The 22,988-nt window shown below is 60.4% G+C and carries 14 protein-coding genes and 1 pseudogene; 2 read left to right on the plus strand and 13 right to left on the minus strand.

The window, feature by feature from the left end; genetic code table 11:
- Positions 1–2: 2 nt before the first annotated feature.
- The 10 genes from BLLJ_RS07335 to BLLJ_RS07380 form a co-directional block, all read right to left on the minus strand.
- Entirely contained in the window at positions 3–2,570 is a 2,568-nt protein-coding gene (locus BLLJ_RS07335) for a DEAD/DEAH box helicase (protein WP_013582854.1), read from the minus strand.
- A 133-nt stretch (positions 2,571–2,703) separates the two neighbouring features.
- Positions 2,704–3,777, minus strand: coding sequence for a PPK2 family polyphosphate kinase (locus BLLJ_RS07340; protein WP_007055606.1), 1,074 nt, complete (start codon positions 3,775–3,777; stop codon positions 2,704–2,706).
- A 65-nt stretch (positions 3,778–3,842) separates the two neighbouring features.
- Positions 3,843–4,085, minus strand: coding sequence for a hypothetical protein (locus tag BLLJ_RS07345; protein ID WP_007058714.1), 243 nt, complete (start codon positions 4,083–4,085; stop codon positions 3,843–3,845).
- A gap of 4 nt (positions 4,086–4,089) precedes the next feature.
- Positions 4,090–4,959 (minus strand): zinc ribbon domain-containing protein, encoded by an 870-nt coding sequence (locus BLLJ_RS10550; protein WP_080557739.1) that lies wholly within the window; start codon positions 4,957–4,959, stop codon positions 4,090–4,092.
- Between the two features lie 26 nt (positions 4,960–4,985).
- Complete coding sequence (locus tag BLLJ_RS07355) at positions 4,986–8,921, minus strand: 5'-nucleotidase C-terminal domain-containing protein (RefSeq protein ID WP_013582856.1); 3,936 nt, start codon at positions 8,919–8,921, stop codon at positions 4,986–4,988.
- 152 nt (positions 8,922–9,073) lie between these two features.
- Positions 9,074–10,594 carry an acid phosphatase gene (locus BLLJ_RS07360; RefSeq protein WP_013141102.1) on the minus strand — a complete coding sequence of 507 codons (1,521 nt, stop codon included), beginning with the start codon at positions 10,592–10,594 and terminating at the stop codon, positions 9,074–9,076.
- Positions 10,595–10,691: 97 nt separating this feature from the next.
- Positions 10,692–11,792 carry an amino acid ABC transporter permease gene (locus BLLJ_RS07365; protein WP_007055633.1) on the minus strand — a complete coding sequence of 367 codons (1,101 nt, stop codon included), beginning with the start codon at positions 11,790–11,792 and terminating at the stop codon, positions 10,692–10,694.
- 5 nt (positions 11,793–11,797) lie between these two features.
- Positions 11,798–12,475, minus strand: a complete 678-nt coding sequence (locus BLLJ_RS07370) for an amino acid ABC transporter permease (protein ID WP_007055631.1) — start codon at positions 12,473–12,475, stop codon at positions 11,798–11,800.
- The gene (locus BLLJ_RS07375) at positions 12,475–13,314 is read right to left on the minus strand and encodes a glutamate ABC transporter substrate-binding protein (RefSeq protein ID WP_012471745.1); all 840 of its coding nucleotides are present in this window, start codon (positions 13,312–13,314) and stop codon (positions 12,475–12,477) included. Before BLLJ_RS07375 ends, BLLJ_RS07370 begins: the two co-directional genes overlap by 1 nt.
- Positions 13,315–13,345: 31 nt before the next feature.
- A complete protein-coding gene (locus BLLJ_RS07380) occupies positions 13,346–14,188 on the minus strand; it encodes an amino acid ABC transporter ATP-binding protein (protein ID WP_162094060.1) in 843 nt (280 codons plus the stop codon).
- A 554-nt stretch (positions 14,189–14,742) separates the two neighbouring features.
- Here BLLJ_RS07380 and BLLJ_RS07390 point away from each other — a divergent pair.
- Positions 14,743–15,695 (plus strand): annotated as a pseudogene (locus tag BLLJ_RS07390) (endonuclease domain-containing protein).
- A gap of 457 nt (positions 15,696–16,152) precedes the next feature.
- Here the strand turns inward: BLLJ_RS07390 and aspS are convergent.
- Positions 16,153–17,952, minus strand: a complete 1,800-nt coding sequence (gene aspS / locus BLLJ_RS07395; RefSeq protein WP_007053205.1) for an aspartate--tRNA ligase — start codon at positions 17,950–17,952, stop codon at positions 16,153–16,155.
- Positions 17,953–17,987: 35 nt separating this feature from the next.
- Entirely contained in the window at positions 17,988–19,388 is a 1,401-nt protein-coding gene (gene hisS, locus BLLJ_RS07400; protein WP_032682683.1) for a histidine--tRNA ligase, read from the minus strand.
- A gap of 99 nt (positions 19,389–19,487) precedes the next feature.
- Between hisS and BLLJ_RS07405 the strand changes: the two genes are divergently transcribed.
- Positions 19,488–20,948 carry a DUF349 domain-containing protein gene (locus BLLJ_RS07405; protein ID WP_007058697.1) on the plus strand — a complete coding sequence of 487 codons (1,461 nt, stop codon included), beginning with the start codon at positions 19,488–19,490 and terminating at the stop codon, positions 20,946–20,948.
- A 210-nt stretch (positions 20,949–21,158) separates the two neighbouring features.
- Here the strand turns inward: BLLJ_RS07405 and BLLJ_RS07410 are convergent, their stop codons facing one another.
- Complete coding sequence (locus tag BLLJ_RS07410) at positions 21,159–22,952, minus strand: bifunctional metallophosphatase/5'-nucleotidase (RefSeq protein ID WP_032740870.1); 1,794 nt, start codon at positions 22,950–22,952, stop codon at positions 21,159–21,161.
- Positions 22,953–22,988: the final 36 nt, after the last annotated feature.

Raw genomic sequence — 22,988 nt, forward strand, 5'->3', positions numbered from 1 at the left:
AATCAGTTACTCACCTTGTAGTCGCGGAAGACTACTTCGCCGGTGTCTTGGGTGGCGTCGAGGTCCACGATGCCTTCGATGGCCCAATCGTGATCGCCATCGGAATCATCGATAATCTGACGCACCTTCCACGTATGCTCGTCGTTCTCGTGCTTGTCATCCAACATGAACAGTTCGGGCGAGCGTGCTTCGGCGCCGATGCCCACGTACTCGTGCTCGTCGTAGTAGTCGTCGAGCACATCTTCCCATTCGTGCACGCCGTAGCCCCAGTCCTTGTCGAGCGCGCCGAGCTTGTCCGGCTGGTCAAGGTCCATAAGCCGCACACGGCGGAACAAGGCATTGCGCACCAGCACGGTAAGACCACGACGGTCCTCGACCACCGCGCTTTTTGCGCCGGGCGCGGCCAGGGATGCCGCAGCCTCGGATTGGTCAGCCGAGTCACCGGCGTTCTCCCATTCGTCCACCAGCGAGGAGTCGATGGAGCGCACGAGCACGCGCAGCCACGAGATGATGTCTTCGAGTTGCTCGTCACGCTTTTCGGGCGGCACGGTGCGCGCCAGCGTGCGGTAGGCGTCCGAGAGGTAGCGCAACAGGGTGCCTTCGGAGCGGGCGATGTTGTATCGGGTGATGTATCCGGTGAAGTCGGAGGCGGTTTCCACCATGTCGCGCACCACGGATTTCGGCGACAGCCAGTAGTCGTTGGCCCACGGCACATCGTGGCGGTACTGATCGAACGCGGCTTCGAGCATGTCTTCCAGTGGCTTCGGATACGTAATCTCCTGCAGCTTATCCATACGCTCGTCATAGTCGAGTCCGTCGGCCTTCATATCGGCCATCGCCTTGTCTCGGGCCTGACGCTCCTGGGCACGCAGCACCTGCTTGGGGTCTTCGAGCGTGGCCTCGGCCATGGAGATCACGTCCAGCGCATAGGTGTCGGACTCGGGGTCGAGCAGTTCGAGCGCGGCCAGCAGGAACGGGGAGAGCGGCTGGTCGAGGGCGAAGTCGTCCGGCATATCAAGGGTCATGTAGTAGTCCTTGCCGCCGTCCTTGCGGTCCTCGGTTTCGATGACTTCGGTATCGAACAGGGTTTGGAAGATCTCGTCGGCCCGCTGGTGCAGATGCTCCTTCTGGTCGGGGGTCTGCGCGGAATCGTCGATGAGATCGTCGATACGGGCACGGGCGTCACCGCCCTGCGCCACTTCATTGAGCACCATCGAATGCGTGATTTTCAGGTGCGGGACCAGGGTTTCCGGTTCGGCGTCGATGAGCTTATCAAACGTGCTCTGGTTCCAGGTCACAAAACCTTCCGGCGCCTTCTTGCGCTTGACCTTCTTGAGTTTCTTCGGATCTCCCCCGGCCTTGGCGATGGCTTTCTGGTTTTCGATTTCATATTCGGGAGCCTCGGCGATCACCAGTCCCTCGGTATCGAATCCCATACGGCCAGCTCGTCCGGCAATCTGGTGGAATTCGCGGGCGCGCAGGCGGCGCATCTTGGTGCCGTCGAACTTGGTCAGGGCCGTGAGCACCACGGAGTGAATCGGCACATTGATGCCGACGCCCAATGTATCGGTGCCGCAAATCACCGGCAGCAGACCCTGCTGGGCGAGCTGTTCGACCAGGCGGCGGTAGCGAGGCAGCATGCCGGCATGATGGATGCCGACACCGGTGCGCAGCAGTCGCTGCAGAATCTTGCCGAAGGCTGTGGTGAACTTGACGCCTTTGATGGCTTCTGCGATGGCTTGGCGCTGTTCCTTGCTGGATACACCGGTGGAGGCGAGCGCTTGCGCGGTCTCCAATGCGGCGTCCTGCGAAAAGTGGACCACGTAAATCGGGGTTTCGCCGTTGCGGAAGGCGAGTTCCACGGTTTTTTCCATCGGGTCGAGCGTGTATTCGTAGCTCAACGGCACCGGTCGCGGCGCGTCGGCGATTACATCCACGTCCGGGGTGTCGTTCAGATCGGAGAGCTTGTCGGCGATGGCGTCCACATTGCCGAGTGTGGCGCTCATCAGCAGGAACTGGGTCTGCGGCAGCGTGAGCAGTGGCACCTGCCACGCCCAGCCGCGCTCCGGATCACCGTAATAATGGAATTCGTCCATCGCCACGAGGCCCACATCGGCATGGGTGCCTTCGCGCAAAGCCTGATTGGCGAGGATTTCGGCGGTGCAGCAGATGATCGGCGCGTCCGCGTTGATGTGGCTGTCGCCGGTGATCATGCCGACGTTGTCGCGGCCGAACACTTCGACCAAGTCGAAGAATTTCTCCGACACCAGCGCCTTGATCGGAGCGGTGTAATAGGAGCGGCGGCCAGTGCACAGGGCGGCGAAGTGCATGCCAAGCGCCACCAGCGATTTGCCCGAACCGGTCGGGGTATTCAAAATCACATGGTCGCCGGCCAAGAGGTCCATAATGGCCTCTTCCTGATGCGGCCATGGTTCGATGCCTTTGATGTCTTCCACCCAGCCGAAGAATCGTTCGTAGATGTCATCGGCCGTAAGATTCCGTTCACGCTCGTCACCGTCCCATTCGGGGGCCAGCCGCCCCAGGGATCCGTATTCCTTCTCGTCAGTCATAATGCTCAGTCTACCTAGTGGCCTATTCCGACGGCACGAGCCGCCCTCCGTCGCTATGCGACGCCTCCCGCCAGCGGGCGGAGCCATGCGAAGAGCTGTGCCATGCGCTTGGCTCCGCCAATGGGAGGATCGCTCACGCCAACCGGCGGCGCACCTCGTCGGGGTCCACCTCGGGTTCGAGGGGAGGCCAGGTCATGTTCATGTTCTTCAAGGTGGTGCGCAGCAGTTCGGAGACCACGGCTCGCGAATACCAGCGGTTATCGGCCGGAACGAGGTACCACGGTGCGGCGGCCGTGCTGGTTTTCTCGAACACTTCCTGCCAAGCGAACATGTACTCATCCCATCGGTCGCGGGCCTCGAGGTCGGAGATATCGAATTTCCAGAACTTGGTGGGATCATCCAGCCTCCCAAGAAAGTGTTTTTTCTGTTCTTCCTGGCTTACCACGAGGAAGATCTTGAGGATGGCGCATCCGCTGGCGGCCAGTTCACGTTCGAAATCGTTGATCTGGTCGTAGCGGGCACGCCATACGTCTTCGGGATAGGTGCCATAGACGTGCGGCATGACCACATCTTCATAATGGGAGCGGTCGAATACGGCAATCCACCCCGGCTTGGGCAATTCACGCTTCACACGCCAGAGGAAGTCGTGGTCGAGATCCTCGGCCGTAGGCTTGCCGAAGCCATGGTAATGGATGCCCATCGGGTCGCCTTGGCTGAACACGTGACGCACAATGCCGCCCTTGCCGGAGGCATCCATGCCTTGCAGCACGATGAGCAGCCGCCGTGTCGAGCCTTTGACGCCATTCGCGTACATGAGCCGCTGGTATCGGGCGATTTCGGAGGAGCTGATCGAAATGAACTTCTCGGCGTCCTCTTTATTGCCGTCGAATCCGGGAGTGGAATCGCCTTCGACATCAGTGACCTGCATGCCGTGGTGGAACATAAGACGTTGAGCGGGCGGCAACGACCATACGGCGCTGAGCAGTTCACTGGATTTCGCCGCACGCGCCAGTCGTTCAGGCACGCTGGCACTGGAGTCGATGGTGTCTATGCGATCCACCGCGAGCTGTAATACCTTGTCGATCCGTCGATCGGTTTTGGATTCCTTTCCCTTGCCGTTCTTGTTGTTCTTTCCTGAGGATTTTCCGGCCGTACCCCACTTGCCGGCCTCTTCAGGCTCGTTGGTTCTGTCGTCGTCCTTGGCCATGCTCCCGATTGTACGTCTTGTAACTCAGGAGACCTAGCAACGTAGCGACATTCACATTTCGCCTGTTACTGCAAATCTATAGGCATGCAGTCGTTCGGACCGTAATTGTTGGCTTTGCACCAATTCCAAGCCTCATCTGTCGAGTCGAAGCCCTCACCGGCAAGAATCACATAGTATTTGTCGGAATTGCTGCTGTAGGCGGGCCAGTCACCCGACCAGATAAGCAGTACGTTTGAATTCTTGTTGTGCATCGTGATGAATTGCGCAAGAATATCGCGGTAGTTCCAGGTCTTGCCTTCAGCCTCCATACCCTTACGCTTGCTGGACAGCTGTGCGGTATACGTGGAATAGACCCGAAAAATCGAACACGGCATCGGCCACGACATTATCGTCGCTGTCCTGCAACGTGAGTCGGGTGGCCGAATCATTGAATTTCGTGGATGCGTTCTTATCATCACAATTCGAAGTGGCCAGAATCGTGACTATCAGATTATCGCTCTCGCTCTTGATCGAGGAGACTGTCATATCGGGAGCGGCATCGCAGGTTTTGGCAGGCTTGGCCTTGTCTTTCGACTTCGATGCGCTGCCTTGGTTACCGGATTGTTTGGTTGCGGTGCCGGAACTTGTGGTGTTGGGAGACGATGCGCCGCCATCAAACCAATGCACGGTACCGGTTGCCACCAAAGCAACAAGCACACCCACTACCACAACCAGTGCGATGACGACCCCCAGCAATATCTTCTTTCCGGCAGACCCACCGGAACGCGGCTGCGCAGCGCCACCGTTGCCTGGCGCCGTCGACAATGTCGAAGTAGGTGCATTCGCCGTGTTGAAACTTGGGGGCAACGGCATCGAACCCGCTGGCACCTGCTGGGGAGCAGCCGGTACCAGCGTCGGGCCATCCATCGACTGAGGACTTGGGCTTGGCGCAGACTGTGCCATCGGCGCACCGCATTCCGTGCAGAATCGGCTTCCCTCCGGCATCTCCGTTCCGCAAACCTGGCACTTCATACTCTCTCCGTTCTCTCTCGTCCCTATCGGCCAATCCCCCGCCCGTTTTGCAGTACATAAAGAAGCGGCAAACGGCCCGAAACATACCTGAGCCATCAGGAAGACGGCACGATCTACTACGAGAAAGATATCATCACCGACCAGCAAATCGTCGGCATCATGCTGAAGCATCCGACCAGCGCACGCGGCTTCAAGCGCTACTTGCGCGCCGCATCATGACGCTTGACCACGATGGTGACGCCACCCGCAGCGAACAGCGTCGCCAGAACCACAACCAACGCAACCGAGGCACCGGTATTGGCCGTATGTTCGGTCTGCTGTGGCTTGGTGCTGCCATTGGCATTGACGCTACCGCTATGGTTGCCGTTATCCTTGTCGTCCGTCCCGGTGGACACTCCGGTAACGGCAACGGGCAGAGCGACCGTGGTCTTATTGGTCGCACCGGTTACGGTCAGGCTGATATCACCGGTCTTGGTTCCGGCGGGAATCGTGACCTTGAGCTCGGCGGTATCGCCATTCGCAACCTGCGCTTCGCCGACCACCTGCTCGCCGATGGTGGCGGTCAGCTTCGTCTCGTCAGGCACGCCCAGCGAGGTGAGCGTGAGCTTCGAGAAGTGCAGGGTGAACGAGCCACCGGCCTTGACCGCACCGGTCGGGATACCGGTGACGGCCACTGCACGGCGGTCGTAGCGCGGGGCAACCGGATTGTTGTCCTTGAGATAGTCGATCCAGGCGTCGCGGTCCACCAGACCGGTGTCCTTGGTGTTCGTGCCTTGGGCGAAGGCGCGGAAGTTATCGCCGCCCTCCAACAGGAAGCTGAACGAACCGATACGGTAGTTGCGTTTCAGGTCCAGAGGCTCACCGTTGACGGTCACCGAGGTGATGTGATGGCCTTGCGCGGCATCCGGATCATACGTGTAGCTCACGTTGTGGGACAGTCCGAGTTGCAGATACGCGCGCGATGGCGTGCTGCCGTCCGCGTTCGTCTGCCACTGCTGTTCCAGCGCTTCCTTGAACTGCGCGCCGGTAAGCGTGGTGGTCCACAGGTTGTTCAGGAACGGCAGTACAGCGTTGGCCTGGGCGTAGGTGATATTGCCGTCGGCATCGAGCGTGCAGGCGTCATTGGTGCCGGACTTGCAGAATTCGGCACGCAGACCGCCGGGGTTGACCACACCGATTTCGGCCGCGCCGCGGTCCTCGCCTTTGAGCGAATCGAGCAGCGCATCGGCCACCAGATTGCCCATGGTCGATTCGGAGGCGCGGTCGTCACGCTTGCCATCCTTGAATGCGGTGGTGCTATCCGCAGACACCTTGCCGACCTTCTCGCCGCCCTTTTCATCGGCCATCTTAAGAGCCTGGTACACGATGTCCCTCACCTTGGCGACAGTCGGATTCGCGGCGGCGAGCAGGCCATCGTTGTATTCGGCGTAATCGTTGTAGTGCGGATCATTTTTGTCGGCGGGCTGCGAAGCCACCTGCACGGCCGTGTTACCGGACTTGTCGTAAGACACCGCACCGGTGGCCGTGTTGTAGGTGAGCACCACTTGGCCGATGTTGGCGGCATAGCTACCGGTCTGGATGATCGGCCGGTTGTTGTGCGCGGGATCGGTGTACGAGTACTTCATGTGGGTGTGTGCAGTGAAGATCACGTTCACTGCCGCATCGGTATCGTCCACGATCTTCTTGAACACGGGGCTGGCGGCCTTCTGCTCGTCAAGTGTGGGCTTGGCGGTGGCGTCATCTTCATTGGAGGCTGCACCCTCATGGTATTCGGCCACAATCACGTCAGCCTCGCCATTGGATTCGTCGCCGTCGGTGAGCTGCTTGGCCACACGGTTCACGGCCTCCACCGGATCGCCGAATTCGATGTCCTTGACACCACCGGGAGCCACCAATGTGCCGGTTTTCTGAGTGACCGCACCGATGATGCCGACCTTCACGCCGTTCACTTCCTGAATGCTGTACTCGGGCAGAGCCGGGGTTGTGGTGCCCTTCTTGTACACGTTGGCACCGAGGTAATCCCATTGGGCGTTGCGCGCGCCCTCCTTGCCAATCACACGATCGGTAAGGTCGGCATAGCCTTGATCGAACTCGTGGTTGCCCACCGCCGAAGCCTTGACGCCCAAAGCGTTAAGCACATCGATGGTCGGCTGGTCCTGCTGTACCGAAGAGTTGAACAGCGAAGCACCGATATTGTCGCCGGCGGACAGCAGCAGTGATGAGTCAGGGTATTCGCCCTTGAGCTGCTCGATGGTGGCGGCGAACGGCACGGTGAGGTTCTTGTCGATACGGCCGTGGAAGTCGTTGAAGTTCAGCAGATTGATGGTGGTGCTGGCGGGAACCGGCTGATTGGTTGCCATATAGCCCATACGCAATGAATGGCCATTGGTCACGCCGTCGTCTGCCCAGCACACCGGCTTGTACACCTTGCCATCCACCACCTTGGTGGCTTCGGCATCGGGGGTGATGGCAAAGCCTTCGGTGTTCTGCGTACGGATTTCATCCGGAGTGTCGGTCAGCTTGGTCAGCTGCAGCACGCCGTTCTTGAACTCGTAGGTACCGATTTTGGCACCGGTGTTCGCATCATTGTCGCTTTGGGCGAGCAGCTGGTTGTGCTCGGCGTCCCAAGTCAGATCGCGCGGACCATCATAGCCGGCGTTCACTGCGGACTGCGGCAGGTCGATGTCGGCCACCGGATGCACCAGGTCCTCATCATTCACGGTTTGCAGTGCGAAGGCGTAGATATGGCCGGTTTTCTCCAGTGCGGCGAAGAACAGACCGCCGAAATCATTGCCGAAACCGTCCGGGTCGTAGGTCATTACGTTCTTCGGGTCAAGGTTGGACTGGAATCCGTTGGCGGTCAGGACCGAGTCGGGAATAAAGGCTATGCCTTCCACCCCAAGATTGGCGTCCGCTCCGTGGCCCAGCGTCACGCCGAACTGCGTGAGTGCTGCGATGAGATTCCACTCGTGCGTAGCGTTCAGATCGTGCGCTCCGTCGCCGTTGGCGTCGGTGGTTTTCTCGGTCACGTCATACTGCAGGATGGAAGGCCGCGGCACATTCTTGTTTTCGTTGTCGCGCTCGGCGCCGATGAATATGCCCTTGGATGAATCTCCGTTGATCAGCGTGATGCCTTCGGAGTCCACACCGCCCTTGCCGTCCTTGAAGTGCAGCTGCTTGCCGCCCTTGGTCTGACCGTTGTTGGTGAAGGTCCAGCCATCAGTGGGATCCTGCTGCCATGTGCCGTTCTGGTAGACGAACTTGTTGATGGAGCCAGGGCCCTTATCAGCGGTGTTGCCGAGCGTGGGGTTCAGATCGTTGTCGGCCGCCCACAGCACGCCTTGCTTGCCGTCTTTACCGGCTTCATACACCAGACCAGACAGATTGCCGTCAGTGTGGTCGCCGCCTTGTCCTTTGGCGCCAAATTCGCCTTCGGCATCCACTGTGGTCACATCGGCCAATCCCGACCATGCGTCCACGGTCATGGTCTCGCCGGCGGGCGGAGTCGGAGTCGGGTCATCGAACACGTTCTGTGCACCGGGCGTGGGCGTATCGGAAAGCGCGAAAGTGCCATCGTCCTTACGGGACCACGACTGACTGTCGCTCATCTTCTTCACGCCGGTTGTATCGGTATTCCATGACGTGGAATCCACCACATCGCTATCGGTAAAGTCGCCGCTGGTAGTGGTCAGATAGGCTTCGTCGGCATCGGAACCCAGGCCGGGCTCGGCCTTGTCGGGGTCGATGTATGCCACCAGATATCCGCCGGCTTTGATGACGGTGTCCGTATTCGTTACTTCGCTGGTGCCGATGGTGTAGTGCTTCTTGGCTTTCTTGCCGCTGTCGTAGATGCCCCAGCCCTTCACGTCAACGTCTGTGGAGCCGGTGTTCTTGAGCTCGACCCAATCGCAACGCTTGCTATCCGGGTCTCCGGCAGCTTTCGTATTGCCGGCATAGACCTCGTTGATGATTACGGATGGTTTGGCAGCCGTGTTCTGTTCGGCAGTGGCCTGCTGCTCGTCCGCAGCCGCAGCGGGCACGCCGATCAGGGCGATGCTGCTCAGTGTCACCGCAGCGGTGAGCAGCGCGATGGCGCGCCGCGACATCGCGGTGAAATTGTTGGTGTGGAACATTACTCCCGTTCCTTCCTCGGGTTGTGCCGCCGCAGCATGATGCTCTTCGGCGGATGACACCCCGAGGGTATGAGAGAGAAATGAAGCCGACACCGTATGAAGGCAAACTCGGCAGATCTCCAAACTGAACTTTGGCTGAATTACTGCTGAAGCTAGTTCTTGGATTTGCGTCGAACCGTCCGTATTCCGCCGACAATCGCGATTACAGCGGTACCGATAGCTACGCTGATCAACGCCGGTCGTTGCGCGGCATGGAGGGTGGCGAGATCCGGTCCGGCCGCAATGGCACTGTTTTCACCCGCCGAGCTATCCGACGCCGGGTGATTGCCCGCGTCGGTGTACTGGGCATTGACCACACTCGGGCCGGTAAGCGCCACTTGGTCGGCGGTCTCGACCTTGGCCACATCGCCGTGCTTATCCAAGGTGACGCGGGCGCACAGGGCTTTGGCCCAGTTGATACGCTGCCAGCCGTCGCTCGATTGCCATAGGGGGTATCCGGAATCCAAGGCAGTGGCTTTCAAAATCGCGTTGCGCTGATCGGCGTGCAGTTCGGGATAGGCCAGTCGCAGCACGTCCGCCGCCCCGCGCGGTGCCACGAAATCAGCGCCGGACTGGGCGGTGTCTTGCGGGAAGGTGTAGGTCAGGCGTGCGGTGTAGACGCGCACGGCCGAGGCCTGGTCCGCGACCGGCTCGGTGGCCACCGGGTCCAGAAAATCGTTGGTGTAGCCGCCCGAACCGGAGGCCTTGGTGTTGGCGATGCAGGCGGCGAGGGTAGTGCCGTGGCCGTCCGCGGCGCAGCGGGACACCAGATAGTCCCGCAGCTGCCGGGACGCGGGCACGATGGACGAAGCGAATTCGTTATGCCAGTACTGCCCGTTCTGGGCGGATGCGCCAATGCGCCCGCCCATGATGTCAAGCGGATAATGCACGCCGAGCACGATGCGGTTGTTGCCGGCCTCCGAAGTGCGGGCCATGATTTGCGGCGCGAGTTCGGGAATCATGCCGGCCAGCGCGATACCCCACGAATAGGCGCCGGTAGTGTGGCCGGAGGGGTAGGAACTGTTTTTCTGCAAGTTCGAGTAGCCGGGCACGTGTTCGAGCCATGAGGGTGATTGCTTGATGTCAAGCGTGGCGGGCAGTCCGGCGAGATCGTTAGTGCCGCCGTAGCTGCTTTCCGCACGGTTCAGATAGGGGCGCGGATGCATGGCCGCACGTTTTGAGGCGTAGGTGGAGGCCACGTTAAAGGAGAAGATATCGGCGACGGCGTTGAGTTTCCCGGATTTGAGCCCTTCGCTCATATATTTGCCAAGCACCGGACCGAGCGCGTCCGGCATGGCTTCCTCGGCTTGCAGATCGGAGTCGACGAGCGCACGCTTGCGTTGGGCGTTCAGGCCATCCTTATCGAGATTTTCGGCGGCTTTGTGGTTAATTGCCACGGCCAAATCTTCGTCGAGTTTCATTGTATCGGCGTCGAGCACCTTGCCACCGTGTTCGGCATCGGTGGGGGCCTGCCAATAGTTCTTTTCGTAGTCGGAGAGCAATGCCACCCAATCCGGGTTGGGCAGCTGGTCGGCCTGTGCGATTGCAGGCGTCACGGCTAGCGTGGCCGCCAACGCCAGCGGCGCAATGGTCGCAATAGCAAAAACGGAGGATAGGTGCCGGAACATCTTCATATGTTCCAACCTATCCTCCGTGAAGGCTACGTAGCCGGAGCCCAGTCAAACACTCAGTAAATTCTTCGTGCCGGCTTAGCGGCGATTGAGCTGACTGTCAGGCCTCTGGCTTGTCCTCAGGCTTTTGAGACTCCTGGAATTCGCCGGTTTCCGGGTCAACCTGTGACTCGGGCTGGGTGGCGTCATATCCCTGTTCGTAGCGGGTGCGCCGCCAGTTGCGAATCGAGGCGTTGGTGCCACGGTGATGCACATGGTATTTGCGCGGCGTACCGCCCAGCGGCAGCTCTTCGACCTCCTTGGCCACAGCGATCTGGTTGACATTGGACGGGTCGCCGGCGGCGATCGGCGCCAGCGGCTCGGGTTCGGCGGGTGCGGCCGTACGCTGCTGCATGCGCGAGGGCAGCCATTCGGCGAGCCTCGACAACAGCCAGCAGGCGATGAAGTAAATCACCGCGGCCATGACCAGCGTCTGCAGGATGTTGAAGTACATCGAGCCGAGTCGGCGCGATTCCTGCAGCAGGTCGGTATACATGATGATCGAGCCTAGGGCGGTGTCCTTCAACACCACGACCAGCTGGGTGACGGCGGCCGGCAGCATGGCGTAGACGGCCTGCGGCACCTCGATCTCCATCAGCGACTGCGTTTCGGTCAGGCCCAAAGCGAGCGAGGCCTCACGCTGGCCGCCCGGCAGATTGCCGACGCCGGAGCGCACCAGTTCGGCGACCACCGAACCGTTGTACAGCACCAAGGCCAGCACCACGGCCCAATAGGACGGGCTGGGCAGGCCCGCGAACGCGAACCATCGCCAGAAGAAAATCATGAGCAGCAGCACGGGAACCGCACGGCAGAACTCGACGATCACGGCGGAGACGCCACGTACCAACGGGTTCGGCAGCAGTCGGCCCACGCCGAACACCAAGCCGAACACCACGGCACCCACCACGGCCACGATGGTGGCCTTGATGGTCATCCACAGTCCGGGCAGGTAGAAGTCGGTCCACGCCTCTCGTTCGACGGCGGGCTTCCACAGCTCCCAGCTGAGCTGGTTCTCGCCGTCCGGCGGGTTGTGCAGGCGCATGAGGATAAGCACGAGCACCACCGCGAACAGAATGCCCGCGATCCAGTTGACGATGCGAATGGTGCGCCGGCCCTTGGGACCGGGCGCGTCGAACAGCACGGAATTCGAAGTATCGGCCATATCCGTCACCTCCTTACGGCGAGTTTGTTGGACAGGTACGTGGTGAGCATGCCGATGGGGATGATCAGGATCACGTAGCCGAGCGCGAAGATCAGGAAGATTTGGATGATCACGTCGGGACGGAATTCGATCATCTCGCTCATCAGCGAGGATGTTTCGGTGGCCACGGATGCGGCGGCGGCCACGGTGGAGTTCTTGAGCAGGGCGATCAGCGTGTTGCCGAGCGGTGCCACGGAGCCTCGGAAGGCCTGCGGCAGAATGATCTCGGTGGCGGACTGCATGAAGCCCAAGCCCAGCGCTCGTGCGGCCTCGGCCTGGCCAATCGGCACGGTGTTGATGCCCGAACGCAGAGATTCGCACACGAACGCCGCCGTGTACAGGCTCAGGCCGGTGACCGCGAGCCAGAAGAAGTTCGTGGTGAAGGTGTCGGAGAAGCTGAGCTTCAGCTGCGCGTAGGCACCCAGCACCATGAACACCATGATGATGGTCAGCGGCAGGTTCTTGAACAGTTCCACATACGCACCGGCCACGGCCCTGAGCGAGGAAATCGGCGAGATGCGCATCACCACAAGGATCACGCCGAGGATCAGGGAGAACAGGGCGGACCATAGGGTCAGTTCGATATTGACCAGAAACGCGCCGAGCACGTCATACTGGCTGAAGAGTTCCAGGAATCCGCTCATCAGGCCTCCTCTCCTTCGTCCGGGGTGGGCGGGTTGTAGCGTACGTCGGGCGTGTAGTTGGTGCCCTTGGTGTTATCGCTGATGGCGTTCTCCCACGAGCCGTCCTGAATCATGTCCACGATGGCGTTGTTGATTTTGGTGGCCAGCTGCGTATCGCCCTTCTTGATGCCCACGCCGTAGTATTCCTGCGTGAACGGTTTGCCGACCACCTTGAGCTTGCCGCGCGAGGCGGAGGCCAGGCCGGCCAGGATGATGTCGTCGGTGGTTACCGCGTCCACGATGCCGGAGAACAGGGCGGTGGCGCATTCGGCGTAACCGGGCTGTTCCATGAGCTGGACTTCGGAGGCGAACTTCTCCTTGACGGTGGCGGCCGAGGTCGAACCGGTGACGGAGCATAGGCGCTTGCCGTTCAGGTCTTCGGGGCCGTTGATGGAGTTGTCGTCCTTGCGCACGAGCAGATCCTGTCCGGCCACGAAGTACGGGCCAGCGAAGGAGACGGCCTTCTTGCGCTCGTCGGTGATGGAGTAGGTGGCGAGGATCATGTCCACGTCGCCGTTCTGAATCATGGCCTCACGCTGCTTGGAGGGGGCTTCCTTCCATATGATCTGGTCTTCGGAATAGCCGAGTTTCTTGGCGACGTATTTGGCCACGTCCACGTCGAAGCCCACGTAGGTGCCGGACTTCTTGAAGCCCAGGCCGGGCTGGTCGAATTTGATGCCGATGCGGATCTTGCCGGTTTCGTCCGCGCCGCAGGCGGCCAGCGACATTGTGCAGGCCACGGCGGCGAGCGCGGCGATCACGCGGCAAGCCTTCCGTTTGAACGTATTGGTGAATGTCATTGGATTACGTACCCGTCTTTCAGTGGGTTCGTCAGTGGGTGAGGATCTTCGAGAGGAAGTCCTTGGCACGGTCGGTCTGCGGATGCTCGAAGAACTCGTCGGGCGTGTTCTCTTCGAGAATCTGGCCGTCCGCCATGAAGACGATGCGGTCGGCGGCCTTGCGCGCGAAGCCCATCTCGTGGGTCACGCAGATCATCGTCATGCCTTCATGCGCGAGTTCGACCATCACGTCGAGCACTTCGTTGACCATTTCCGGGTCGAGTGCGGAGGTGGGCTCGTCGAACAGCATGACCTTGGGGCGCATGGCGAGCGCGCGGGCGATGGCCACACGCTGCTGCTGGCCGCCGGAGAGCTGGGAGGGCATCTTGCTGGCCTGGGAGTCGACGCCCACGCGGGCGAGCAGGTCCATGGCCAGTTGCTCGGCTTCCTTCTTGTCCATGTGACGCACCTTGATGAGGGCCAGCGTCACGTTTTCAAGAATGGTTTTGTTGGCGAACAGGTTGAACGACTGGAATACCATGCCAACTTCGGCCCTGAGGTTCGCGAGCTCCTTGCCTTCCTGTGGCAGGGGCTTGCCGTCGATGCGGATGTCGCCGGAATCGATGGTCTCGAGGCGATTGATGGTGCGGCACATCGTGGACTTGCCTGAGCCGGACGGGCCCACGACCACCAGCACCTCACCCTTGGCGACGGTCAGGTTGATGTCCTTGAGGACGTGCAAAGCACCGAAGTGCTTTTCGACGTGGGTCAGTTCGACTAGCGGACGGTTCGGGTCCTCTTTGCCGGGAACCAGCGGGGTCAATTTGGCCTTGCTTGGTGATGTTGTGCTTGTCGTGCGCGAACGCACTGCTGTTTCATTGTTCGTTTCAGACATGAGTGGGAGGATAACACACCGACGTTTCCAACGTGTTCACAGTATGTCCACACAGTTGCTCAGTCGATGTCTCATTTCCGCATCAGACATCGTGAAGGCGGCATTGGGCATCGGCATACATTCTCGCTGAGTCGCGCATCGCTCGGCGTCTGCTGTGCGCTGATTGCCTGCTGCGTGGTGGCCGAGACGTTGCTGCGACGGCAAAGCGGGCACGTGTTGTCCTATCTGCTGATTCCATGTTTGGCCTTGGTGTCGTTGGCGTTGCTGCCGTGTATGCCGCAGTCGGGCGCATGGCTGGCGGTCACTTTGTATTGTGTGGGGCTGGTCTCGCCGTTTCCCATGTCGTATTCGTATAAATGCGCTAGGCATTTTGAGCGTGGCTAGCTGTTCGCACACGATGAGTGCTGTTATACGGTGGACGACACTCCCGAAGCGCGGTGGATAACCGGGCGCGGCACACGATATGCCGGTGGATAACCGGTTCGCGCCGCTTAAGTTATTCCCATTTTTCGGTTTTGCCCCTGTGCCACCGTGGAATGCGCTACGCTCGGCGCATGAACGGATACAGCGAAGTGCCGCACAATGGCGAAATCAACAACTATCTGCGCAAAGATCTTGACGCCAAAGCCACGGCCAAGAACACGGCCTGTTGGAATCTGCTGGGCAAAGTGCGCACGAAACGCACGTTGTGTTTCTCGCTGTATACCGCATTGGAATTATGCGGCGTGGAGTTGCCGAGGCACAGCACGTTGCCGCAGAAGGATTTTTATGTGACGGTGAGGAGCAAGGGGACCCGCTCTTCATTGGACAATGTCGACTATCGCATATGGAATGCAAAGTTCAACAGTATCGTTTTCTCAAACGGCGTAACCTGCATGCATCCCATGGATGCATGGATACAGTTTGCCCAATATCTCAACCTCACTGAATTAGTGGTGCTGGCTGAAGCGCTCATCAGACGTTATGGATATGCCATTGAACAATTCACTCAACGACTAACGGCCTTTCACCGCGTTATTGGCCGTGCGCGTTGTGAGGCGGCGCTGAAGCTCGTAAAACCATCGGATTCCGTTCAGGAAACTCGTACACGCTTGGCGCTTATGCTTTTCGGCCTGCCCATACCGCAAACACAATATGGCATTACCGATTCAGAGAACGGATACACCTACACCGTTGACATGGCTTATCCACAATACAAAGTCGCTATTGAATATGATGGCGATCATCACCGTCGCTTCCGCAAACAATATGTGCGGGACCAGCAAAAACGTCGACGTCTGCGGCAATTGGGCTGGACCGTCATCGAGGTGTTCGCCGATGACCTGTGGAACACCGCCAAACAACGTGCCTTCGCACAAGAGGTTGCCACCGCGATGCAAATACCGCTTCCTGGCCGTCCTCAACCTTCATGCCGGGTATTAATAGACGGCAGCCTACCATCAATGCGCGCAAAGGGGAATACAGGAGGCGGAAACAAGCAAAACACAACAAAGCATCACAACATTGATCAAATACGGAGTTGCGATCGCTCCTCATGGGGCGGTAATTTGCCCATGGGGCGGTTTGAAGAAATTGTGAAACCGCGGAATTAAGCCATTTTGACCTACCGCCCCATGGGGTTTTCACCGCCCCATGGGTTGTTTACCGCCCCATGAGGAAGTTACCGCCCCATGGAAGGATAATCGGCAAACGCCAAGGGGGACACCGCATGGTGCGAGGTTTGCCGCATGGCGGAGGTGCCATCGGGCGGAGTATTTGGCACCCCTTGGCAGGTATTTGGCACATTGGGCCCCACCCGCAAAAAGCAAATGGCCCTTGGAATTATTCCAAGGGCCATTTGCGGCTAATAGCACCGGAGCATTACTCCTCGAAAATTAATCTACGCGTGCGGAGACCGCCGTCCGAAGCCGAAGGCGCACTGAAGTACGTCGAGTGCTGAGGAAAAGCGGTATACGCTCCGTAGATTAGTTTTCGTCGGCGTCCGGGTCGTAGTCGACGCCAGTCTCGGCGCGCTGCTCGTCGGAAATCGGGGCCGGAGCACCGGTCAGCGGGTCGCGGCCGCCGCCGGCCTTCGGGAAGGCGATGACGTCGCGGATGGAGTCTGCACCGGCCAGGATGGACACGGTGCGGTCCCAACCGAGGGCCAGACCCGCGTGAGGCGGAGCGCCGTACTTGAATGCCTCAAGCAGGAAGCCGAACTTCTCGTCGGCCTCTTCCTTGGTGATGCCCAGCACATCGAGCACACGGGCTTGGATGTCGTCGCGGTGGATACGTACGGAACCGCCGCCCATCTCCTCACCGTTGCAGACGATGTCGTAGGAGTCGGACATGGCGTGCTCGGGATCCTTGTCGAACTTGTCGATCCAATCCTTGGAAGGCATGGTGAACGGGTGGTGCATGGAGGTCCACTTGGAGTGGCCGACAGCCACATCGTCATCATCCGGATCGTCGGTGGGCTTGAACAGCGGGAAGTCCACAACCCAAGTGAAAGCGAACTTCTTCGGATCCAGCAGGCCTTCGCGGGAGGCGAGCTCCACACGCACGGCACCCAGCAGCAGCTGGGCTGACTCGCGGGAACCGGCGGCGAAGAACACGGCGTCGCCTTCCTCGGCACCGACGGCCTCGCGTAGGCCGTTGCGCTCCTCATCGGATAGGTTCTTGGCGACGGGGCCCTTGAGCTCGCCGTTTTCGCCGAAGACCACGTAAGCAAGGCCCTTGGCTCCACGCTGACGAGCCCAATCCTGCCAAGCGTCGAACTGACGACGCGGCGTGGCGGCACCGCCCTTGAAGACCACGGCACCCACGTACGGGGCCTGGAACACGCGGAACGGCGTGTTCTTGAAGTACTCGGTCAGCTCCACCAGCGGGTTGCCGAAGCGCAGGTCCGGCTTGTCGGAGCCGTACTTGTCCATCGCATCCTTCCAGGTGATGCGCGGCAGCGGCAGCTGGACCTCATAGCCGGCGGACTTCCAGATGGCGGCGATGACCTTCTCAGTCATGGCCATCACATCTTCCTGGTCCACGTAGGCCATCTCCATATCGAGCTGAGTGAACTCGGGCTGACGGTCGGCGCGGAAGTCCTCATCACGGTAGCAGCGGGCGAGCTGGTAGTAACGCTCGACACCGGAGACCATGAGCAGCTGCTTGAGGAGCTGCGGGGACTGCGGCAGGGCGTACCAGGAACCAGGCACCAGACGGGCCGGCACCACGAAGTCGCGGGCGCCTTCCGGGGTGGACTTAATGAAGGTCGGGGTCTCGACCTCGGTGAAGTCCATGTCTTCCAGCGCGTGGCGGGCGGCCTTAGCCATGTCGGAACGCAGCTTCAGATTGTGCTGCATGGACGGGCGGCGCAGGTCAAGGTAACGGTACTTCAGACGCACGTCCTCGCCAGGCAGCTTGTTCTCGGACTCATTCTCAAGAGCGGTGGAAACCTGGAACGGCAGGGCGTCGGACTTGGCGAGGATCTCGATGGTCTCGGCCACAACCTCGATCTTGCCGGTTGCCAGATGGGTGTTCTCGTTGCCATCCGGGCGCAGGCGCACTTCGCCGGTAATCTGAATCACGAATTCGCTGCGCAGCGGGCGGGCCATATCCTCGTCGTAAATGACGACCTGCACGAGGCCGGTCGAATCACGAAGGTCGATGAAGGCCACGCCACCGTGATCACGGCGTCGGTCAACCCAACCGGCGAGGGTGACCTTCTGGCCGACCAGGGCCTCGGTCACTTCAGTGGCATGATGTGTTCTGTAAGCCGTCTGGCTCATTGTCTTGTTTCTCCTCGATTTTTCGCGCGAATACGTCAGATTTCGACGGTTTGCTGGGCAACCACAGTATCCGGCTCCCACGACGTGCAATCGGCGGCAACCTGCTCGCCCGTGACGATGTTCTTGACCTCGTCGCCAGCGGGCTCTGCGCCTTCCGCACCTTCGGCAGCGGTGGCCGGGAACCACACGTACGGAATGCCGAGTTTGTCCGCGTACTTGATCTGCTTGCCGAGCTTGGCCGCGGTGGGTGCCACGTCAGTAGCGATGCCGCGCGCACGCAGTTGGTTCGCAATACGATTGGCGGCCGGGCGGTCCTCTTCATTCCACACAGCGACCAGCACGGCGGCCGGGCTGACACGGCTGGCGTGAGCGCCGGCGGTGTGCAGCATGTAGCTGACCAGTCGGCTCAGGCCGATGGACAGGCCCACGCCCGGGTACTTGCGGTTGCCCTGGGAAGCGAGATTGTCGTAACGACCACCGGAGCAGATGGAGCCGAGTGATGCGGCACCGTCGAGGAAGGTCTCGTAGACGGAACCGGTGTAGTAGTCGAGACCGCGGGCGATCTTCAGGTCGGCGATGACGGAACCGGGGCGGATGGCGGCGGCTTCGTCGACGATCATGGCCAGGGTATCGAGTCCCTGACGAGCCAGCGTGTAGGACTCGGAATCCTTGGCGATGCCGTGAGCCTCGCACAGCGCATCGAACTTGGCGGCAAGCTCGGCACCATCGGAGGCGGTGAGCTCGGCCAATTCGAGGCAGGCGCGCGCCTGTGCTTCGGTGGCGCCGCAGGTCTCGGTGAGCAGTCGGGCCACCTCATCGGCACCGATTTTGTCGAGCTTGTCGATCTCGCGCAGCACGCCTTCGACGTCCGTCAGACCAAGGCCGCGGTAGAAGCCTTCAGACAACTTGCGGTTATTGGCGTGCACGGTGGCCTTGGGGAGGCCATACGCGCGCAGCTCTTCCAGTGCGGAGACCATGACCAGCGGCAGTTCCACTTCATAGTGGTCGGGCAGGTCGCCGGCGCCGATCACGTCGATGTCGGCCTGTACGAACTCGCGGAAGCGGCCTTCCTGCGGACGCTCGCCACGCCACACCTTCTGAATCTGCCAGCGCTTGAACGGGAACGCCAACGCACCCGAGTGCTCGACCACATACCGGCTCAGCGGCACGGTCAGATCGAAATGCAGGCCCAAACGCTCTTCAATCGGAGTGTCGGATTCATGACCGACCTCCTGCAAACGGCTCAGCAGGTAAATCTCCTTGCTGGTCTCGCCTTTTTTCAGCAAAGAAGCGCCGGTTTCCACCGCTCGCGTCTCAATGCCGATGAAGCCGTTGAGCTCAAAAACCTTACGAAGCGTATCGATAACACGCTGCTCCACAACACGTTCGGAGGGGAGCCACTCCGGGAATCCTGATATTGATGCACCTTTAGCCACGAAATCAATATAATAGGTGAGGGTTGCGTCAAAACTTCCTGGTTCGCCCGGGATGGGAGACGCTCCCGCTTATGCATTCTACGCTTTAAGGAGCTGGCCATGGCCGACGAAACTGTCACCGAACCCGTAAACACCGCTGCGCCCGAAGAGCAGGCAACGACACCCGCACCCGAGGCCAGCGCGGCCACGCCGGCGCCGACTCCGTCCCCCGCTTCCATGCCGAAACCGCACGCGCCCTCCCCCGCCGCCTTCGCCAAGAAGACTCCGGCGACCAAGCCGCGCGCTGCCGCCCCGGCCGCCGCCACCGCCGCCTATTCCGAGGCTGATGTCAAGGCCGCCGAGGCCTTCGGCCGCGTGGATGACAACGGCACCGTCTTCGTCAAGGATGGCGACGCCGAGCGCGAGGTGGGCCAGTTCCCGGATGTCTCCAAGGAAGAGGCGTTGGCACTGTACGCCCGTCGTTTCCTGGATCTCAAGGCCAAGCTCGATCTGTTGGCCACCCGTCTGGCTTCCCCGAACATCAAGGCCCGTGAAATCGACGAATCCGTGAAGCTCTTGGGTGAAGAAACCTCCGAGCCGGCCGTCGTGGGCGATCTTGCCGCACTCAAGGCCCAGTACGAGGAGCTGAAGGCTGCCGGCGAGGCCAAGAAGACCGAAATCGCCGAGGCACGCAAGGCCGCTCAGGCCAAGGCCGTTGCCGAGCGCACCGCCATTGTCGAGAAGGCTGAAGCACTGGCCGCTTCTCTGGGCGACAACACCAACTGGCGCTCCACCGCCGACAAGTTCCGTAACCTGTTCGACGAGTGGCAGAACCACCAGCGCACCACCGTGCGCATCGACAAGCCGGAGGCCGAGGCGCTGTGGAAGCGCTTCTCCGCCGCCCGTACCACCTTCAACCAGGCTCGCCGCAAGTGGGCTCAGGCTCGCGACAACGAGCGCACGGCCGCCAAGGAAGCCAAGGAAGCGATTATCGCCGAGGCCAATGAGCTCAAGGATTCCACCGCTTGGGGTGAGACTTCCCGCAAGTTCAACGATCTGATGGACCGTTGGAAGAAGGCCGGCCGCGCTGGCCGTAACGAGGACGACGAGCTGTGGGCCAAGTTCCGCGAAGCCGCCGACACCTTCTTCAACGCTCGTCAGGCCGATCGCGATCAGATCAACTCCTCCGAGAAGGAGAATCTGGCTGCCAAGGAGGCTCTGCTGGTCAAGGCCGAGGCTCTGGTGCCGGTGAAGACCGACGCCGAGGCCAAGAAGGCCCGCCAGGAGCTGGCCAAGATTCAGGAAGAGTGGGATCAGATCGGTTACGTGCCGCGTGACGATATGCGCCGCATCGAGAACCGTCTCGACGCCGTTGACAAGCAGATCAAGGCCATCGAGGATGCCGCTTGGAAGCAGACCGATCCGGAGGCCGACGCCCGCAAGTCCAGCTTCGAGGAGCAGCTCAACGCCCAGCTCGCCGAGCTCGACGCCGAGATCGCGGCCGAATCCGACCCGAAGAAGAAGGCCAAGCTCGAAGCCGAGAAGGCCACCAAGGAGCAGTGGCTGAACGCCATCAAGTAAGGGTCTCGCCAGCTCCCCTCTCAGACAGAGAGGGGAGCTGGCAGTAAGGCTGACTGAGGGGAGTTTACGGTTATACCGCAAGCTCCCCTCAGTCGCCTACGGCGACAGCTCCCCTCAGCGAGGGGAGCGTCGTCATATTTATGCCGTTTTCTCCTGCCCTATACTCATAACTTCACCCCATAGTTCCTCAGTCACCCAGCAATTGGTGTCTTACGCCTGAGTCCCTACCGGTACTGCAACAACTGCCGTGAGCCCTTGATGTGCGGCCAGATATTCATGCAACGGCTGGCTGTATGGCATATCCAGCTCGCCGTAATTGGTTCCGGCACGGAAGGCGGGGTAACTGTCGCCGCCCTGAAGCAGATATGAATTGGACGCGATAATCACCAGGTCATCGTCCGCAATCGGTCGGCCGTCAACGGCGAGGTTCGCGATACGAACCGCCGCATGTTCGTCGGCAGCACACTCGTCAGCGTCAGCGTTGGTATCAGCGCCGGAATCAGTATCAACGCCGGCATCGGCATTGCCGCTCTCACCAGCCGTACCGCATTCGGCATACCGATACGTCACGTTCGAGGAGATGCCGAGCCAGCGCCGCTCCAGTCGCCCATCGTCACGGCGAAATTGCTCGGCGAGCACTCTCTTCACATCGCGCCCGGTGAGCGTCTCATGCGCGGCCTTGAACTGCAAGGCCATGAGACTATCCACCTCGCGCACGGTGACTTTGCCATCGCCATTCATATCAAGCCGTGGAGTCCGCAGACTGCCATTATTCGAAAATCCGATTACCGGCAAGCGATTCCCGGCATACACATGCTTCATGATTGACTCTCGGTTCGCGTCCGCCACCAGCACACCGACCGTATTCCCGTGCTTGTCCGAACCTTGTTTGTCGAAATTCACGCCGGAGGCCAAGGTGCCAATCACCGCGCTGCCGGTATGGTTCGCATATGTTGCCGACGCCTGGTAAATATGCTGCGCGCGCGATACCTCATCGTTCTCCTCAGCACCGGCAGACATCCAAGCGGCTTGCGCCGGATGCGCATTAAGCCCATCCACGCCCAGCACGCCGTCAACCGCCGTATGGCTGGTGCCATTGCCGAGGTCAACGTCGGCCACTCGCACCGTGGCGCGACGCCCGGCACCGGTGATGATCAAATCCTGCACGGCCATGTTCCGCCCGAAGCTGCCCGCCTCGTAAATAGGCGCGCCACCCGCGGTTGTACCGTGCTTGATCGCGTGACTGTGACCGGTGTATACCACATCAACATCTCGCCCAATATCGGCGGCGGCTGAAGCATCGGCATGCAGCAAGGCCACCACCGCATCCACCTTTCCGGAGCGCTTGAGTTCACGGGCCACACGATTGATCGCGTCCACCGCCCGTTCGTCAAGATCGGCATCACGAGTGATCTGCGGAGTGGCCACCGAGCCGAGCGCATCAGTAAGGGCGCCCACGAAACCGATCCGCTTGCCGTTCACCGTTCGAATCGTAGAGTCACGTACGTGGCTCAGCAGTCCGTCAGACGACTTATTGGCGGCAGACGTGTTGGCGCACAGCCAGTCGATGCCGTTGCTGGGATCAGCGATGCGATTGTTGAAATCGGCGACACCGCGGTCGAACTCATGGTTGCCTACCGCCGAAATCGTCAATCCCCACGCTTTGGCCATATCCAGCGTGGGTTGGTCCTTCTCCACCGCCGACTCATACGGGGAGCCTCCCACCAAATCGCCGGTCGATACCGGAATCATATTGCCGGGATTATGGCTGTCGGCCACGGTGAAGGCGGTGGCGTTGTCCGCACCACGTTCGATATGCCCGTGAAAATCAGTGATGTCGGCAATGGTCACCGTACGAGTGCCGGAAGATGGATTATCACCGGAAAAAGGAACGGCTCCCGTGGTTCCAGCACAAGCATAAGGAACCACCAGAGCCGTAAGGATAAGCGCTACTGCACCAAAAACGATCCCCGATCGCTTGCCGGCCCACCGCCGGTTCTTCATATTCCTGCTCACACCAGTCACGCTAGAATCGTCGAT

The sequence above is a fragment of the Bifidobacterium longum subsp. longum JCM 1217 genome (assembly GCF_000196555.1).
In the GTDB taxonomy this organism is placed as follows: Bacteria; Actinomycetota; Actinomycetes; order Actinomycetales; family Bifidobacteriaceae; genus Bifidobacterium; species Bifidobacterium longum.

What these genes read in the sequence shown, in the direction of transcription:
- BLLJ_RS07335 (WP_013582854.1), bottom strand. Translation starts at nt 2,570, where the DNA reads ATGACTGACGAGAAGGAATACGGATCCCTGGGGCGGCTGGCCCCCGAA.
- BLLJ_RS07340 (WP_007055606.1), bottom strand. Translation starts at nt 3,777, where the DNA reads ATGGCCAAGGACGACGACAGAACCAACGAGCCTGAAGAGGCCGGCAAG.
- BLLJ_RS07345 (WP_007058714.1), bottom strand. Translation starts at nt 4,085, where the DNA reads ATGGAGGCTGAAGGCAAGACCTGGAACTACCGCGATATTCTTGCGCAA.
- BLLJ_RS10550 (WP_080557739.1), bottom strand. Translation starts at nt 4,959, where the DNA reads ATGCTTCAGCATGATGCCGACGATTTGCTGGTCGGTGATGATATCTTT.
- BLLJ_RS07355 (WP_013582856.1), bottom strand. Translation starts at nt 8,921, where the DNA reads ATGTTCCACACCAACAATTTCACCGCGATGTCGCGGCGCGCCATCGCG.
- BLLJ_RS07360 (WP_013141102.1), bottom strand. Translation starts at nt 10,594, where the DNA reads ATGAAGATGTTCCGGCACCTATCCTCCGTTTTTGCTATTGCGACCATT.
- BLLJ_RS07365 (WP_007055633.1), bottom strand. Translation starts at nt 11,792, where the DNA reads ATGGCCGATACTTCGAATTCCGTGCTGTTCGACGCGCCCGGTCCCAAG.
- BLLJ_RS07370 (WP_007055631.1), bottom strand. Translation starts at nt 12,475, where the DNA reads ATGAGCGGATTCCTGGAACTCTTCAGCCAGTATGACGTGCTCGGCGCG.
- BLLJ_RS07375 (WP_012471745.1), bottom strand. Translation starts at nt 13,314, where the DNA reads ATGACATTCACCAATACGTTCAAACGGAAGGCTTGCCGCGTGATCGCC.
- BLLJ_RS07380 (WP_162094060.1), bottom strand. Translation starts at nt 14,188, where the DNA reads ATGTCTGAAACGAACAATGAAACAGCAGTGCGTTCGCGCACGACAAGC.
- aspS (WP_007053205.1), bottom strand. Translation starts at nt 17,952, where the DNA reads ATGAGCCAGACGGCTTACAGAACACATCATGCCACTGAAGTGACCGAG.
- BLLJ_RS07405 (WP_007058697.1), top strand. Translation starts at nt 19,488, where the DNA reads ATGGCCGACGAAACTGTCACCGAACCCGTAAACACCGCTGCGCCCGAA.
- BLLJ_RS07410 (WP_032740870.1), bottom strand. Translation starts at nt 22,952, where the DNA reads ATGAAGAACCGGCGGTGGGCCGGCAAGCGATCGGGGATCGTTTTTGGT.